Source organism: Streptomyces sp. A0958 (assembly GCF_004795035.1).
Taxonomy (GTDB): domain Bacteria; phylum Actinomycetota; class Actinomycetes; order Streptomycetales; family Streptomycetaceae; genus Streptomyces.
On sequence record NZ_SSBK01000006.1, the window covers coordinates 204,761 to 219,794 of the forward strand.

The following is a 15,034-nucleotide window of genomic DNA, read 5'->3' on the forward strand; positions in this document are numbered from 1 at the left end:
GCGCCGGGCGCCTACCCGGCCGGGGGTAGTCCTGCCCCGTCGCGTGCTGCCCCCTCGGGCCCTCCACAGTGTCCGCTGCGACCTGGTCACCCGTGCCTCCCACCGTGTATCCAGGAACCCCGCACCGCCGCACGTGAAGGAGCCGGCCTTGCCCGATCACAAGAACGTCCGGGAGACCGGCGCCCGGACCACCGCGCGCAGGGCCGTCTCCGTCCCGCCCCCCGCCACCCAGCAGGAGGGCCTGCTCGGCCTCCAGGCCACCGTCGGCAACGAGGTCGTCGTCCAGATGCTGCGCCGGGCGGCGCAGCTCCGGGAGCAGGAGGAGCACCGCCATGCCCCGGGGTGCGGCCACGAGGGGACCGGGCGCGAACCCCGTCCGGTGCAGCGGTCCACGGTCCATGACGTACTCCGCCGTCCCGGGCGGCCCATGGACGAGGCGACCCGCACCGACATGGAGGCCAGGCTCGGCGCCGACTTCTCCGATGTACGCATCCACAACGACGCCGCCGCGAAGGCCTCAGCGGCCGAAGTCGGCGCCCGTGCCTACACGTCCGGCAGCCACGTCGTCCTCGGCCGGGGAGGCACGGACAGACACACGCTCGCCCATGAGCTGACCCATGTGATCCAGCAACGACAGGGCCCCGTCGCCGGCACCGACGACGGCAGTGGGCTGAAGGTCTCCGACCCGTCCGACCGGTTCGAACGGGAAGCCGAAGCCAACGCGAAGCGGGCGATGGGCACCGCCCGTACCCCGGTCCAACGGGCCTCCGCCTCCGCCCCGCAGTCCAAGCACTCCGGCACCACCGGCACCACCGGCATGCCCAGCACCACCGGCACCCCCGGCAAGGAGTCGATCCAGCGGGTCAAGACCTGCCCCTGCACCGACCCGTACTGCAACGCCGGAGAACGATGCTCCCACGCGACGCCCTCCTACATGCTCGGCCAGCACGGCATCAAGGAGAAGGAGCAGGCGCGCCTGAGTGCGCAGTACAACACCACGGTGAACGGCACGACGCATCAGTCGGAGCATCTGTTCGGATACCGGGTTCTCCAGGGGGACAGCTCTCTGACGCGTGGCAAATCGGATGCGGCGAGGAACCTGGAGAACAACGCCCTCGCCTACCAGGAGCTGCATGGGGCGCATCGCGCCCACCCGGGGACCGGCACCTCGAAGAAGGTGGGCCCCTCGGGGTTCAACGCGGTGACGTACCGGGACGACACCCACAGCCTGCTTTCGGCACATCAGGCCGGTGCGGCCGGTCAGCTGAACACGATCGGGTACGTCCACAACCAGAACGGGCAGTGGCTGGACCTCAACGACCCCAACGTTCAGGCGATGAACGACTCGCACCTCCAAATGATCTTCGCGCAGGCGCGGCGGGGCGTCGACATGGCTGCCAGTGCCGGCGGGCAGAACGTGGTCCAGAACATACAGCTCTCGTGGGAGGAACTGCTGGAACAGCGAACGGCACACCTGATGCGCTCGATGAGCCGGCAGGACGCCGAGAAGCAGGCCAGAACGGAACTCGGTCCCTACTACTACTGAGCTGATTTCCACCCGTCAACGACGCGTCCGGGCAGCCTCGGCCGCCCTTCCCTCGCCCTCCCCGACCGGCCCGCGCCGCATGAACAGCGGGCGGGCCGGCCGGACACCCCCGGCCGTCAGTCGGGCAGCACCGGCCGTCAGTCGGGCAGCACCGGCAGCAGCTCCGGCAGGTGCCCGTCCGACGCGGCGGCCGCCGCGACCCGCTCCTCGGGCACCTCCTCGTACAGCGTGGTACGCGGCTTGGCCGGCCGCCCGGCGAGGTCCGCGATGGCGACGAGATCCTGGACCGACCGGTACGAGCCGTAACCCGACCCGGCCATACGGGAGATGGTCTCCTCCATCAGCGTGCCGCCCAGGTCGTTCGCGCCGGAGCGCAGCATCTCCGCCGCGCCTTCCGTCCCCAGCTTGACCCAGCTGGTCTGGATGTTGGTGATGTGCGGGTGCAGGAGCAGGCGGGCCATCGCGGTGACGGCCCGGTTGTCGCGGTCGGTGGGGCCGGGGCGGGCGATACCGGCGAGGTAGACGGGCGCGTTGGTGTGGATGAACGGCAGCGTCACGAACTCCGTGAAGCCGCCGGTCTCCTGCTGGAGCGCGGCCAGGGTGCGCAGGTGGCCCAGCCAGTGGCGGGGCTGGTCGACATGCCCGTACATCATGGTCGAGGACGAGCGCAGGCCGGTCTCGTGGGCGGTCCTGATGACCTCCAGCCAGGTCGCGGTGGGCAGTTTGCCCTTGGTGAGGACCCAGCGGACCTCGTCGTCCAGGATCTCGGCGGCCGTGCCGGGGATCGAGCCGAGCCCGGCCTCCTTCGCGGCGACGAGCCAGTCCCGGATCGACATGCCGGTGCGGGTGGCCCCGTTGACGACCTCCATCGGTGAGAACGCGTGGACGTGCATGCCGGGCACGCGCTCCTTCACCGCACGGGCGATGTCGAAGTACGCCGTGCCGGGCAGGTCCGGGTGGATGCCGCCCTGCATGCAGACCTCGACCGCGCCGACGTCCCACGCCTGGGCGGCCCGGTCGGCGACCTGGTCCAGGGAGAGGGTGTACGCGTCGGCGTCGGTGCGGCGCTGGGCGAAGGCGCAGAAGCGGCAGCCGGTGTAGCAGACGTTGGTGAAGTTGATGTTGCGCGTGACGATGTACGTGACGTCGTCCCCGACCACGTCCCGGCGCAGCGTGTCCGCGATCCGGCACAGCTCGTCCAGGGCCGGGCCGTCCGCGTGGAGCAGGGTGAGCGCCTGGTCGTCGGTGAGCCGCGTCGGATCGTCGGCGGCCTGGCTGAGCGCGGTCTTCACATCGCCGTCGATACGCGAGGGCACCATCCCGGGGGCCGCCGCCTCGCGCAGCGCCTCCCAGTCCCCGTACACCACGTCGAAGTCGTCGCGGCGGTCGCCGGTGCGGCCCTCGGTGTCGATGGTGCGGTGCAGGTCGGTGCGGCCTGAGGCGTTGAAGCCCTCGTCGGGCTCCTGCCAGGGCAGCCCGGCGGGGATCGCGCCCTCGCGGGCGAGGCCCGTCTCCGGGTCGGCCAGGGCCCGCACGTGCGGGAGCAGCCGGGGGTCGAGCCAGGGCTCGCCGCGCTGGATGAACTCCGGGTAGATGGTCAGCCGTTCCCGCAGCGTGAAGCCGGATTCGGCGGTGCGGGCGGCGAGTTCGTCGATGTGCGGCCAGGGGCGCTCGGGGTTGACGTGGTCCGGGGTGAGGGGCGAGACCCCGCCCCAGTCGTCGATGCCGGCCCCGATGAGCAGGGCGTACTCCGCGTCGACCAGGTTCGGCGGGGCCTGGATGCGGGCGGACGGGCCGAGGATGTGCCGGGCGACGGCGATGGCGGCGGCCAGCTCCTCCAGCTCCGCGTCCGGCATCCCGCGCATCGCGGTGTCGGGCTTGGCGCGGAAGTTCTGGACGATGACTTCCTGGATGCCGTGGTAGGCGCGGGCGGTGCGGCGCAGCTCGAACAGCGCGTCGGCCCGCTCCTCGTACGTCTCGCCGATGCCGATGAGGACGCCGGTGGTGAACGGCACGTTGGACCGGCCGGCGTCTTCGAGTACGCGCAGCCGTACGGCGGGTTCCTTGTCGGGTGAGCCGTGGTGCGGGCCGCCGGGCTCCGACCACAGCCGGGTCGCCGTCGTCTCCAGCATCATCCCCATGGACGGCGCGACCGGCTTGAGGCGCTGGAGGTCGGTCCAGGTCAGCACCCCGGGGTTGAGGTGGGGCAGCAGCCCGGTCTCCTCAAGGACCCGGATCGCCATGGCGCGTACGTACGCGAGGGTGTCGTCGTAACCTTCGGCCTCCAGCCACTCCCGCGCCTCGGGCCAGCGGTCCTCCGGACGGTCCCCGAGCGTGAACAGCGCCTCCTTGCAGCCCATCGCGGCACCTTCACGGGCGATGGCCAGCACCTCGTCCGGCGACAGGAACATGCCGTGCCCGGCCCGCCGCAGCTTGCCCGGCACGGTGACGAAGGTGCAGTAGTGGCACTTGTCGCGGCAGAGCCGGGTCAGCGGGATGAAGACCTTGCGGGAGTACGTGATGACGCCCGGCCGCCCCGCCGCATCCAGGCCCGCGTCCCGCACCCGGGCGGCGGACGCGGCGAGATCCGTCAGATCGTCGCCGCGCGCCTGGAGCAGGACCGCGGCCTCCGCGCTGTCGAGGGCGACTCCGTCACGCGCACGCTTGAGCGCACGCCTCATCGAATTGGTGGTGGGGCGTCCGCGCTGAGGATCGGTCATGCCAACGAGCATACGAGCGAGCGGGTGACCGCCGAATGCGCGGTTCTCCCGCAGGTCACGCACGCCCCTTGTGCCTCGGCCGTACGCGGGTCCGGGCCCCGTAGGCTCGGCCCGGTGATGGAAACGATCGTCCTCGACATCGGCGAAACACTCATCCGCGACGACCGGTACTGGGCGTCCTGGGCCGACTGGCTCGGCGTCCCACCGCACACGCTGAGCGCCCTGGTCGGGGCGGCGGTCGCCCAGGGCCGCGACAGTGCCGACGCGCTGACCCTGCTGCGCCCCGGTATGGACGTCACCGAGGCGGCCCACGCCCGCGCGGCCGCCGGGCGCGGCGAACACCTCGACGAGTCGGACCTCTACCCGGACGTACGCCCGGCCCTGGCCCGGCTGCGGGAGCTGGGCGTACGGGTGGTGGTCGCGGGCAACGGAACGGCGAAGGCCGGCGAGCTGCTGCGCGCCCTCGACCTCCCGGCCGACCTGGTGGCCACCTCCGGGGAGTGGGGAGTTGCGCCCCCGGACCCGGAGTTCTTCGCCCGCGTCCTGGATGCCTCCGGCGCGGACCCCCGCGCCACGCTCTACGTGGGCGCCCACCCGGCGCGCGGCCTGTTCCCGGCGAAGTCCTCGGGCCTGCGCGCGGCCCACATCCGGCGCGGGGCGGCCGGCTACTGGTGGGCGGACCACCCGGACGTGGTCGAGACGGCGGACTTCCACGTGTCCGCGCTGACGGAGCTGCCGGGGCTGGTGGAGGGCGCGGGGCCGGCGGAGCCGCCGGAACCGACGGAGGAGGCGCCGGGACGGACGCGAGTGCGGGCGCTGCGGGCGTTGTAGGGGGCGCTCACCCCTCTCGGGTACGGGACGCGCGACCCACTGAACAGAACCGCAACAAAGTGTACACTTCATTACATGAGTGACACATTCCCGATCACCGAGGCCCGCGCCCGCTTCGGTTCGCTTGTCCGTCGTGCTTCGAATGCCCGCGAGCGCATCACGATCACCGACCACGGTCAGCCGGCGGCCATACTGATCAACCCTCAGGAGCTCGCCGAGCTGGAAGACGCTCTAGCTCTCGCCCAGTACCAGGCCCGCCGGTCCTCCGGTGCCGTGGAAACCGTTCCTCACGACGAGGTGCGCGCGCGGCTCGGCCTGGAGCAGGGTTGACCTACCTGATCACCTGGGACGAGCACGCCATCGACCGGGCCGCCCGGTTCCTCAAGGACGACCCGGACGGACTGCGCCTGCTCATGGATGCCGTCGATCTGCTCGCCGAGAACCCGCTCCCCGAAGGAGCGGCGCCCTACGGCTCGTCCGCACTGCGCCGCATGCACGTCGGGCGCTACCGAGTGCTGTACGAGATCAAGGACACCCACGTCACGATCATCGTCATTCACGTGGGCCGCGTCGGCTGACCGCCGGCCGGCGGTCATCCCCCCGAGCCACCCGCGCCCACACCGTCTTGCCGACCACCCGCTCGGCCACGCCCCACTCCGCCGCCAGCGCCTCGACCAGGCGGAGCCCGTGCCCGGCCTCCGCACCGGGACCGCCCGCGCACACCTCCGGCCGCCGCTCCCCGCGCGCGTCCGACACCTCGACGCGGAACCCGTCCGCCACGGGAAGCACGCGCAGCTCGAAGTCCCGCCCCGTCACATGGCCGTGCAGCACCGCGTTGGCGGCCAGCTCGGCCACCACCACCGCCACGTCGTCGGACAGCTCGCTCCCGTACGGCACGCCCCACGCGTCCAGTTGGTGCACGGCGAGACGGCGGGCGAGCCGGGCGCCTCGACGGGATGCGCTGAAGCGCTGGACGAATTCGGTACCCACAAGGGTGATTTCGGCGTTCATGTGACTCAGCGTGGCCGTGTGCTCGTACGCTGACCAGGAGTGACACCACGACTCCGTAACGCTGTACGGGCCCGCCCGACCGGCTGTACGGGACGTCGGCCGTGACCGGACGGACAGAGGCGGTACGGGGAAGATGACGAACACGCAACGTGAAGAGCGGCCGGAGCGTCCGGCCGAATCGGACGGGACCGCGCACCTGTTCAGGGCGCTGGGCAGGCAGCTGAAGTTCCTGCGCGAACGCGCGGGCATGAGCCAGAGGGAACTGGCCACGGCGACCCACTGCGGCGAGGACCTGATCTCCGCGATGGAACGGGGCGTCCGCACCCCGCAGCCGGAGTTCCTGGTCCTCGCCGACCGCGCCCTGAACACGGGCGGTCTGCTGGAGGCGGCGGCGGACGAGGTACGGGAAGCGTTGGCGCGGTCGCGTACGCGGCATCCGGGGTGGTTCCGGGACTTCGCCCGGACGGAGGCGGAGGCGGTTGCGTTGCATGAGTACAGCGCGCAGGTGGTGCCTGGCCTGCTTCAGACTGAGGCGTACGCGCGAGCCACATTCACCCAGCGGCGTCCGCTGCTGAGCGAGGAGACCATCGAGAAGCGAGTCGCCGACCGGCTCGCGCGACAACAGGTCTTCGAACGCTGGCCTGCGCCAACCTTCAGCTACGTACTGGAGGAAACCGCCCTACGGCGCCCCCTCGGGAGGCGTGATGTGCACGTGGACCAGCTGCGGCAACTCCTGCGGGTCGGACGCCTGCGTAACGTAGAGATTCAGGTAATGCCTACGGATCGCGATGAACATCCCGCACTCGACGGCACGTTCACTTTGATCACCCCCAAGGGACGCTCCCAAGTGGCCTACACCGAGCTGTACGGGCATGCACGGCTGATCACCGAGCCAGAAGAGGTGCGCTTCTACAGCGAGCGCTATGGGATTATCCGGGCGCAGGCTCTCTCCCCGAGGGAGTCCCTAGCACTGATTGAGAAGATGTTGGGAGAGCGATGAACACCGAGCAACTGCACTGGTTCAAGAGCAGCTACAGCACGGGTGAGGGCGGCAACTGCATCGAGGTCGCCTACGACTGGCGCAAGTCCAGCTACAGCAGCGGCGAGGGTGGGCAGTGCATCGAGGTCGCCTCCTGCGCCTCCGCCGTCCACGTCCGCGACTCGAAGAACATCCCGGGTCCCCACTTCGACGTGGCGCCCACGGCCTGGGCCGCGTTCGTCACGTACGCGCGTCAGGGCTGACCAGCCGGACGGCGAGCACGGGCCCGACGCTCGCCGTCCGTCCGGCCCCGCTCAGCCGGCCGGCGTCTCGTCCACCTTGAAGCCCATGTCCACCTTGCCGCCGACGACGGACTTCGCGATGACCGTCACGCCGTACTGCTCGCTGCCATCGGTCAGCCGGCATCGGATCGTGGCGCCCATCCGGGCGGGAAGGTTCACGGGGCAGGAGAAGGCGTCGGGCTCCTTGCCGACCTGGGCCGCCAGGGCGGCCTTGCCCTTGCGGGCGACCTCCGCCTTGTCCACGGAGTGCGCCCCGCCGGTGTCGCCGCTCGACGTGTCGGTGGGCTGTGCGGAGTCGCTGGGCTGGGGGTCCGGGGAGGCGCCGGTGTCCAATCCGCCGTCCACCTTGTAGTCCATCTTCACGTTGTCGCCGTCGACCGACTTCACGGTGACCGTCATGCCCTGCTTCGTTCCGCTGTCGGTCAACGTGCAGCGCACGGTCTCGCCGACCTTGGCCTTGAGGTCGTCCTTGCAGGTCACGCCTTCGGGCTCGCGGCCGGCCACCTTGCCCAGGCCGGCCGAGGCCCGCTTGGCGACCTCGGCCTTCTTGACGACCTTGTCGCCACCCACGCTGAACGAACAGCCCGAGGCAAAGAGCAGGGCCAACGTCCCGGCCGCCGCTCCAGCCACCATCCGACTCCGCACCGACTGCTGCATGGGTCCCCCTTGGCAAAGCGTCCACGTCAGAACTGGCGTGCCAAGCTATCACCGAGCTCCGAACGGACGATCGAAGCCGGAGCGGTCAGCCCCGGGGTGGCAGATCGCTCCGCCGCCGCCCTGCCCTCACGCGTACGTCCACCGCCAGGCGCTCCCGCTGTAACTGCACTTGATGCGGGCACCGGCGGCCGTGGTCGTCAGGGCGCCGTGGTCACTGTTCCGGCAGAACTGGCCGGCGCTGTAGCAGTTCCCCGCGTTGGAGCGGATCGAACACGTGCTGGTCGCCGTGGTCCCACCGCCACCGGACCCACCGCTGCCGGACCCGCTGCCACCGGACCCGGAGGAGGTCGCCCTGGTGACGGTCGCCGTGACGGTCGGACCGGGCACCTTCACGGTCTTCGTCTCGGTCACCGTGGGCGCCGGGGCGGGTGTGGCGGTCTCGGTCGCCGTGGCCGTGACGGTCACCGTGACCGTGGGGGCCGGCGCGGCACTCGTCGCCGCCACGGAGGCCGCGTCGTCCTGCCCGGACTGCGTACAGCCCACCGCCCCGAAGGCGAACAGGGCGATGCCGCCTATCCAGATCCGCTTGCGCCGGCTCAACACCTTGGCCATGTGGTCCCCCCACGTCTCGGCATACGCCACTTCGAGTGGAATGACAGTATTACTTTGGACAAGATGTGCGGGAATTGGGGAGGCTGGGTGACTCTATTGTGACCAACCAGCATGCGGTGTACGGGCGTCGCGCCCGGGTACGCGACGGTGACCGCGAACGCCGCCCAGGCCATCGCCGACCCCGATGCCTGGCACGCGTCCCTGTGGGGAGCCCATGAGGCGCTGCGCCCCGGCGGACGCCTGGTCTTCGAGACGCGCGATCCGGCGCGGCGCACCTGGGAGGAGTGGACCCCCGAGAACTCCCGCAGCGTGACCGAGGTCCCGGGCACCGGCCCGGTCGAGTCCTGGGTCGAGGTGACCGAGGTGGCCGGGCCCCTGGTCACGTTCCGCTGGACCTACCGGTTCGCGGCGGACGGAGACGTAATGTCGTCGGACTCGACGCTGCGCTTCCGCGAGCGGGACGAGGCCGAACAGGACCTGCGCGCGCTCAGAGGTACGCCGCGTACGCGTCCAGCGTCCGCAGCACCTCCGGTTCGGCGGACGGGGGCAGTTGGAGGACGATCTCCTCGATGCCCAGGTCCGCGTAGTGGGCCAGCTTGCCCGGGTCCGGGAGGACCGCGTACGGGACGACGTGGAGGTCCTTCGGGTCGCGGCCCGCCGCCTCCCAGGCGGTGCGGAGCCGGGGGACGGACTCCGTGAGGCCCCGGCCGCCGATCGGGAGCCAGCCGTCCGCGGACTGCGCGATGTGGGCGAAGAGCCTGGGGCCCGCGGCGCCGCCGATCAGGGTGCGCGGGCCGGTCAGCGGGCCGCGCGGCTGCTGGAAGGGCTTGGGGTGCGCGTGGCTGGCCCGGACCGAGGCGAACTCCCCCTCGTAGGGCGTGGGTTCCGCCGCCCACAGCGCCCGCATCAGCGCCAGCCGCTCGCGGCCCAGGCTCCGGCGCGTCGACCAGGCCACCCCGTGGTCCGCGGCCTCCTCGACGTTCCAGCCGTAGCCGATGCCCAGGGTGAAGCGGCCGGCGGAGAGGTGGTCGAGCGTGGCGATCTGCTTGGCCAGGTCGATCGGGTCGTGCTGGGCGATCAGCGTGATGCCGGTCCCCAGGGCCAGCCGCTCGGTGACCGCCGCGGCCTGGGCGAGGGCGACGAAGGGGTCCAGGGTGCGCCCGTACTCGCGGGGCAGTTCGCCGCCCGCCGGATAGGGGGTCTCCCTGCTCACCGGGATGTGGGTGTGCTCGGGCAGGTAGAGCCCGGCGAACCCGCGCTGTTCGAGCTGGTGCGCGAGCCGCACCGGGGTGATGGTCTCGTCGGTGAGGAAGATCGTGGTGGCGATCCGCATACGAAGGCACCTCCGTCGTTGTCGCGTGACCGCTCCAACGTATGCGGTCCGGGGCGCCAGGCCGAGGCACCGGCGGATCGCGAGCCCGGTGTTCCCGAGAGCGGGCGTCAGGCCGTCCCGCCGGCGGGGGCACCGGCCGGCCGGGTCCGCTCCGCCGCCGGGGCCTCCGCAGTCCGCAACCTCCGTCCGCAGCACCGCTGTTGGACCACCGCCACCCCCGCGACCACCACCCCCAGCGCCAACCAGCCCGCCGGACCCGCGGCCATCACCACGCCCGTCAGGAGCGGTGGGCCCGCCGACTTCTGGATGGACTGGGACATGCCTGCCACGCCCAGGTAGGCGGCCCGTTCGTCCGGCGGGGCCAGGAGTACGGCCAGCTCCCACGAGCTGACCGAGCGCATCAGCTCGGCCATCGTGACCAGGACCGCCGCCGCGAGCAGGACGGTGGCCGCCGCCCAGGTCCCGCCGCCGGTGGCGCCGGCCAGCAGGGCGCAGGAGACGAACATCAGGACCCCGTACAGCAGCACCGCCCGTACCGCCTGGCGCGGGCCCTCGGCCCTTCGGGAGACGGCCAGTTGGAGTACGACGACGAGCACGGTGTTGATGACGAGGAAGGCCGGTACGAGGGCGTGCGGGGCGGAGGTGCGGTTGACGAGCCACAGGGGCAGGCCGACCCCGAGGACGGAGTCGTCCAGGTTCATGGGGATGTCCAGCAGGGCGAAGCGGAGGTAACCCCGGTCCCGCCAGGGGCCCTTGGGGCGGGCGGGGGCCGCGGCACCGGGTACGGGCACCGCCCGCGCCACCTCCGTCGTCCGGCCGTCCGGCTCGCCCGTGCGCCACACCAGCGCGGCGGCGACGACGAAGGAGAGGGCGTTGCCGAGGATCAGGGCGCGGTAGGCGTCCGTGGTGCCGATGGCGAGGCCGATGGCGGCGATCCCGGCGCCGACCCCGTACCCGGCGTTGGCGGCGCTGCGGGACAACGCCTGGTAGGCGGCGCGCCGTTCGCCCGCCGCGCGGGTGGCGAACAGCATCTCCAGGGTCTTGGCCGCCCTGTCCCCCAGGTAGGTCACCGCGATCACGGGGAGCAGCGCCTCGAAGTCCGCGCAGAGCAGCACCAGGGTGAGCGTCACCAGCCGCAGCAGGTGGCAGCCGATGAGCAGCGGGCGGACCGGGAAGCGACCGGCCAGGCGCCCGGCGAGGGGTGAGCCCGCGATGCCCGCGACACCGGCCGTGCCCAGCAGGACGCCGATCTGCTGGGCGCTCAGGTGGGTGACGAAGGTGAGGTAGAGGACCGAGGACGCCGCCCACAGGCCGGAGCCGGTGCGGTCGACGGCCAAGGCGAGCAGCATGATCCGGGCGTCCCGGCCGCCCGGTGGGTTGCGTAGCTGGGCCAGCAGACCCGGGCCGCGCTTCGGCGCCCCCGCCGTCCTCGCCGCCCCGCGCGTGCCCGCCCCTGCGCGTCGCACCGCCGCCCACCCCCAGGTATCTCGGCATCAAGAGATCAACAGACCTGGGGAAGCCTGCCGGGTCACTCTCTCGATGTCAAGATACTTGATGGCGAGATAATGGGTTCTCTCACCCCGGCCAGACGATCGCCTGCACCTCGCTGTACGCGTGCAGCGCGTACGAGCCCACGTCCCGGCCGACGCCGCTCCGTTTGAACCCGCCGAACGGCGCCTCCATGTTCCGGCCGATCGTGTTGACGCCCACCCCGCCGGCCCGCAGCCTGCGGGCGACCCGGAAGGCGCGGGCCACATCGCCGGACCAGACGTAGTCGATCAGCCCGTAGTCGCTGTCGTTGGCCAGCGCGATACCCTCCTCCTCGTCGTCGAAGGGGACCACCACCACGACCGGGCCGAAGATCTCCTCCCGCACCACCCGCATGTCCGGGGTGCAGTCCGCCAGCAGGGTCGGGGCGACGTAGAAGCCCCGGCCGGTCGGGTCCGGGCGCTCGCCGCCCGTGACGATCCGGGCCCCCTCCTTGCGGCCCAGCTCCACGTACGACTCGACGCGGTCGCGGTGGGCGGCGGAGATGACCGGGCCGACGACCGTGCCCTTCACCGCCGGATCTCCGACCGTCAAGTACCCGGCGTACGCGGCCAGTTTGGCGATCAGCGCGTCCTGGGCGCCCCGCTGGACCAGGACGCGGGTCGGAGCCGTACAGATCTGTCCGCTGTAGAACGAGAACGTCGTACCGATGCCAGCCACCGCCGCGTCCAGGTCGGCGTCCTCGAAGACGAGGGCCGCGCCCTTGCCGCCCAGCTCCATCAACTGCCGCTTCATGGAACGGCCGCAGACCTCCGCGATCCGCTGACCGACCGCCGTGGAACCGGTGAAACTCACCATGTCCACGTCCGGCGCGTCGACGGCCGCCTCGCCCACCGCCGGGGCCGAGCCGCTGACGACGTTGACGACGCCCGGCGGGACGCCCGCCTCGGCCAGCGCCTCGGCCATCCGGTAGACGGAGAGCGGGTCCTGCGGGGCCGGCTTCACGACGACGGTGTTGCCCATGGCGAGCGCGGGGGCGATCTTGCCCGCCGGGTTGGCCCAGGGGTTGTTGTACGAGGTGATGCACGTGACGACGCCGACCGGCTGACGTACGGCGAGCGCGCCGAAGACCCCGGCCCGGCCCATCGGCCCGGCCTCGTTGATCTGCGGCGCGACCGCCTCCTCGACCGGTTCGAGCGCCCCCTTCGCGTACCGCCGGAACCGGGCCGCGCCCACGGCGACCTGCATGCCCCGGGCCGTCGCGGTGGTGGCGCCGCTCTCCGCGCGGGCGAGGTCCGCGTGGGCGGCCGCGTCCCGCTGGATCAGGGTGGCTGCGCGGTCCAGGATCGCGGCGCGCTCCTCGGGGCGGGTGCGGGACCAGGAGGTGAAGGCGGCGCGGGCGGCGGTCGCCGCCTCGTACACCTGCGCGCGGCTCGCCTCGGGGGCGAGGCCGACGGTCTCCTCGGTGGCCGGGTCGGTCACCTCGTAGTGGCCGTCGGCCGGTTCGGTCCACTCGCCGCCGATGAACAGGCGCTGGGGCGTGGTGGTCATTGCGTGCTCACCGTCCGGGTGTCGCGGCCGGAGCGCAGGACCGTGCCCGGGACCGCCCCGGTCACCTTGTCGTCGCGCAGGGTCTCCACCCCGTTGACCCGGACCGACACGATCCCGAGCGCCTTGGAGTCGAGCCGGGGGCTGTCGCCCGGCAGGTCGTGGACGAGGGTCGCCGGGCCGGCGTCGATGCGCTCGGGGTCGAACAGGACGAGGTCGGCGTGGAAGCCCTCCTCGACCCGGCCGCGCTCGCGCAGGCCGAACAGCCGCGCCGGGTCGTCGGTCAGCATCTTCACCGCCCGCTCCAGCGGTACGAGCTTCCGGCCGCGCAGGCAGTCCCCGAGGAAGCGGGTCGTGTACGGGGCGCCGCACATCCGGTCCAGGTGCGCGCCCGCGTCCGAGCCGCCGAGCAGGACGTCCTCGTGCTCCCAGGTCTCCTTGCGCAGCGCCCAGGAGTCCGGGTCGTTGTCGGTGGGCATCGGCCACAGGACCGTCCGCAGCTCGTCGGCGGCGCAGATCTCGACCAGGCAGTGGAAGGGGTCCTGGCCGCGCTCGGCCGCGATGTCCTTCACGACCCGGCCGGTCAGGCCCTCGTTGGCCGCGCTGTAGGTGTCCCCGATGACGTACCGGCCGAAGTCCGCGAGGCGGCGGAAGACCCCGGCCTCCTTGCTGTCGGCGCGGCGCAGCATCTCGGCGCGGGTGTCCGCGTCGCGCAGCCGCTCGATGCGTTCGGGTACGGGCAGGGCGAGGATGTCGCCCCAGCCGGGGATCAGGTTGAGCGCGCAGAACGTGCCGAGCGACATGTTCATCGGGGTCAGGATCGGCATGGTCAGCGCCACGATCCGGCCGCCCGCCCGGCGGGCGCGCTCGCTGGGGACCAGCTGGCGCGGCACGCGTTCGGGGACGGCGGCGTCGATGGTCAGGACGTTCCAGTTCAGCGGGCGCCCGGCGGCGGCCGTCATGTCCACGAGCAGGTCGATCTCCTCGTCCGCGAACTGGTCGAGGCAGCCCGCCACGATCGCCTCGATCTGCGTGCCCTCGTGCTCACCGACGGCCCGGCAGAGCGCGAGCAGTTCCTCCGGCAGCGCGTGCCGGGACGCGACCGGCTGCCCGTCGCCGTCGGAGTGGGTGGAGGACTGCGTGGTCGACAGGCCCCACGCGCCGGCGTCCATCGCGTCGTGGAAGAGGCCGAGCATGGCGTCCATCTGCTCGGGCGTCGGCTGCCCGCCGACCGCGTCCGCGCCCATCACATGGCGGCGCAGCGCGCAGTGGCCGACCATGAAGCCGGCGTTGACGGCGATACGGCCTTCGAGCGCGTCCAGGTACTCCCGGAAGCCGGACCAGGTCCAGTCGACGCCCTCCTCCAGCGCCTTGAGGGCCATGCCCTCGACCCGGGCCATCATGCGCCGCGTGTAGTCGGCGTCCTCGGGCCGGTCCGGGTGGAGCGGGGCGAGCGTGAACCCGCAGTTGCCGCCGGCGACGGTGGTGACGCCGTGGTTCATCGAGGGGGTGGCGTACGGGTCCCAGAACAGCTGGGCGTCGTAGTGCGTGTGCGGGTCGACGAAGCCGGGTGCGAGGACGAGCCCGGTGGCGTCCTCGCTGGTCACGGCCTCCTCGGTGACGGTGCCGGGTTCCGCGATGACGGCGATGCGGCCGCCGCGGACGCCGACGTCCGCGGCGTAGGAGGGACCGCCGGTGCCGTCCACGACGGTCGCTCCGCGGATGAGGTGGTCGAGCATGGGGGGTCCCTTCCTGTGGATGGTGGGTGGTGCGCCGGGGTGCGTACGGCCGCGGTACGCACCCCGGCGGGGAGCGGCGGTCCGGGAAGACGCCGCCCGTGCGGGGGGGCGAGCCGGGTGCGATGGGGGGCGGGGCGCCTGCGGCGGGCCTGTTCCCCTACCCGCCCCTTCCCGTTACCGGGGCTCCGCCCCGCACCCCGCTCCTCAAGCGCCGGAGGGGCTGGGTTTGTGGGGCTCCGCCCCGGCCCCGCTCCTCAAGCGCCGGAGG

The 15,034-nt window shown here is 72.2% G+C and carries 14 protein-coding genes and 1 pseudogene; 7 read left to right on the forward strand and 8 right to left on the reverse strand.

From position 1 onward, the window contains the following. Positions 1-286: 286 nt before the first annotated feature. A complete protein-coding gene (locus tag E6P78_RS33310) occupies positions 287-1,546 on the forward strand; it encodes a DUF4157 domain-containing protein (RefSeq protein WP_240799129.1) in 1,260 nt (419 codons plus the stop codon). A 137-nt stretch (positions 1,547-1,683) separates the two neighbouring features. Here the strand turns inward: E6P78_RS33310 and E6P78_RS09230 are convergent, their stop codons facing one another. After that, on the reverse strand, positions 1,684-4,266 hold the full coding sequence (locus tag E6P78_RS09230; RefSeq protein WP_206307762.1) for a bifunctional FO biosynthesis protein CofGH: 2,583 nt from the start codon (positions 4,264-4,266) through the stop codon (positions 1,684-1,686). Positions 4,267-4,383: 117 nt separating this feature from the next. On the opposite strand from E6P78_RS09230, the gene E6P78_RS09235 reads away from it, so the two are divergent. The 3 genes from E6P78_RS09235 (at position 4,384) to E6P78_RS09245 (ending at position 5,675) form a co-directional block, all read left to right on the forward strand. Continuing rightward, positions 4,384-5,097 (forward strand): HAD family hydrolase, encoded by a 714-nt coding sequence (locus E6P78_RS09235; protein ID WP_240799130.1) that lies wholly within the window; start codon positions 4,384-4,386, stop codon positions 5,095-5,097. A gap of 75 nt (positions 5,098-5,172) precedes the next feature. Beyond that, entirely contained in the window at positions 5,173-5,427 is a 255-nt protein-coding gene (locus E6P78_RS09240; RefSeq protein ID WP_136203030.1) for a type II toxin-antitoxin system Phd/YefM family antitoxin, read from the forward strand. After that, the gene (locus E6P78_RS09245) at positions 5,424-5,675 is read left to right on the forward strand and encodes a type II toxin-antitoxin system RelE/ParE family toxin (RefSeq protein ID WP_136203031.1); all 252 of its coding nucleotides are present in this window, start codon (positions 5,424-5,426) and stop codon (positions 5,673-5,675) included. The genes E6P78_RS09240 and E6P78_RS09245 overlap by 4 nt, the downstream gene beginning before the upstream one ends. Here the strand turns inward: E6P78_RS09245 and E6P78_RS09250 are convergent. Then, complete coding sequence (locus tag E6P78_RS09250) at positions 5,650-6,108, reverse strand: ATP-binding protein (protein ID WP_136203032.1); 459 nt, start codon at positions 6,106-6,108, stop codon at positions 5,650-5,652. The genes E6P78_RS09245 and E6P78_RS09250 overlap by 26 nt on opposite strands. Before the next feature lie 133 nt (positions 6,109-6,241). Here E6P78_RS09250 and E6P78_RS09255 point away from each other — a divergent pair, with 133 nt between their 5' ends. Further along, positions 6,242-7,108, forward strand: coding sequence for a helix-turn-helix transcriptional regulator (locus tag E6P78_RS09255; RefSeq protein ID WP_136203033.1), 867 nt, complete (start codon positions 6,242-6,244; stop codon positions 7,106-7,108). Next, positions 7,105-7,350 (forward strand): DUF397 domain-containing protein, encoded by a 246-nt coding sequence (locus tag E6P78_RS09260; protein ID WP_136203034.1) that lies wholly within the window; start codon positions 7,105-7,107, stop codon positions 7,348-7,350. Before E6P78_RS09255 ends, E6P78_RS09260 begins: the two co-directional genes overlap by 4 nt. 51 nt (positions 7,351-7,401) lie before the next feature. Here E6P78_RS09260 and E6P78_RS09265 read toward each other — a convergent pair whose 3' ends face one another. After that, positions 7,402-8,022, reverse strand: coding sequence for a DUF4333 domain-containing protein (locus E6P78_RS09265; protein ID WP_136203128.1), 621 nt, complete (start codon positions 8,020-8,022; stop codon positions 7,402-7,404). Positions 8,023-8,172: 150 nt separating this feature from the next. After that, positions 8,173-8,658, reverse strand: a complete 486-nt coding sequence (locus E6P78_RS09270) for a hypothetical protein (protein WP_136203035.1) — start codon at positions 8,656-8,658, stop codon at positions 8,173-8,175. A 141-nt stretch (positions 8,659-8,799) separates the two neighbouring features. On the opposite strand from E6P78_RS09270, the pseudogene E6P78_RS33315 reads away from it, so the two are divergent. After that, a pseudogene (locus tag E6P78_RS33315) lies at positions 8,800-9,138 on the forward strand (SAM-dependent methyltransferase); the annotation flags it as partial. 7 nt (positions 9,139-9,145) lie between these two features. Here E6P78_RS33315 and E6P78_RS09280 read toward each other — a convergent pair. The 4 genes from E6P78_RS09280 to E6P78_RS09295 form a co-directional block, all read right to left on the reverse strand. Beyond that, positions 9,146-9,991 (reverse strand): LLM class F420-dependent oxidoreductase, encoded by an 846-nt coding sequence (locus E6P78_RS09280; protein ID WP_136203036.1) that lies wholly within the window; start codon positions 9,989-9,991, stop codon positions 9,146-9,148. A 107-nt stretch (positions 9,992-10,098) separates the two neighbouring features. Beyond that, entirely contained in the window at positions 10,099-11,457 is a 1,359-nt protein-coding gene (locus E6P78_RS09285) for an MFS transporter (protein WP_240799124.1), read from the reverse strand. A 109-nt stretch (positions 11,458-11,566) separates the two neighbouring features. Further along, on the reverse strand, positions 11,567-13,030 hold the full coding sequence (locus E6P78_RS09290) for an aldehyde dehydrogenase family protein (protein ID WP_136203037.1): 1,464 nt from the start codon (positions 13,028-13,030) through the stop codon (positions 11,567-11,569). Further along, a complete protein-coding gene (locus E6P78_RS09295) occupies positions 13,027-14,766 on the reverse strand; it encodes a D-aminoacylase (protein ID WP_136203038.1) in 1,740 nt (579 codons plus the stop codon). The genes E6P78_RS09290 and E6P78_RS09295 overlap by 4 nt, the downstream gene beginning before the upstream one ends. Positions 14,767-15,034 lie beyond the last annotated feature (268 nt).

Bases quoted from the DNA above. Each gene is read 5' to 3' on its own strand.
- E6P78_RS33310 (WP_240799129.1), top strand. From the start codon at position 287: ATGCTGCGCCGGGCGGCGCAGCTCCGGGAGCAGGAGGAGCACCGCCAT.
- E6P78_RS09230 (WP_206307762.1), bottom strand. From the start codon at position 4,266: ATGACCGATCCTCAGCGCGGACGCCCCACCACCAATTCGATGAGGCGT.
- E6P78_RS09235 (WP_240799130.1), top strand. From the start codon at position 4,384: ATGGAAACGATCGTCCTCGACATCGGCGAAACACTCATCCGCGACGAC.
- E6P78_RS09240 (WP_136203030.1), top strand. From the start codon at position 5,173: ATGAGTGACACATTCCCGATCACCGAGGCCCGCGCCCGCTTCGGTTCG.
- E6P78_RS09250 (WP_136203032.1), bottom strand. From the start codon at position 6,108: ATGAACGCCGAAATCACCCTTGTGGGTACCGAATTCGTCCAGCGCTTC.
- E6P78_RS09255 (WP_136203033.1), top strand. From the start codon at position 6,242: ATGACGAACACGCAACGTGAAGAGCGGCCGGAGCGTCCGGCCGAATCG.
- E6P78_RS09260 (WP_136203034.1), top strand. From the start codon at position 7,105: ATGAACACCGAGCAACTGCACTGGTTCAAGAGCAGCTACAGCACGGGT.
- E6P78_RS09265 (WP_136203128.1), bottom strand. From the start codon at position 8,022: ATGGTGGCTGGAGCGGCGGCCGGGACGTTGGCCCTGCTCTTTGCCTCG.
- E6P78_RS09270 (WP_136203035.1), bottom strand. From the start codon at position 8,658: ATGGCCAAGGTGTTGAGCCGGCGCAAGCGGATCTGGATAGGCGGCATC.
- E6P78_RS09280 (WP_136203036.1), bottom strand. From the start codon at position 9,991: ATGCGGATCGCCACCACGATCTTCCTCACCGACGAGACCATCACCCCG.
- E6P78_RS09290 (WP_136203037.1), bottom strand. From the start codon at position 13,030: ATGACCACCACGCCCCAGCGCCTGTTCATCGGCGGCGAGTGGACCGAA.
- E6P78_RS09295 (WP_136203038.1), bottom strand. From the start codon at position 14,766: ATGCTCGACCACCTCATCCGCGGAGCGACCGTCGTGGACGGCACCGGC.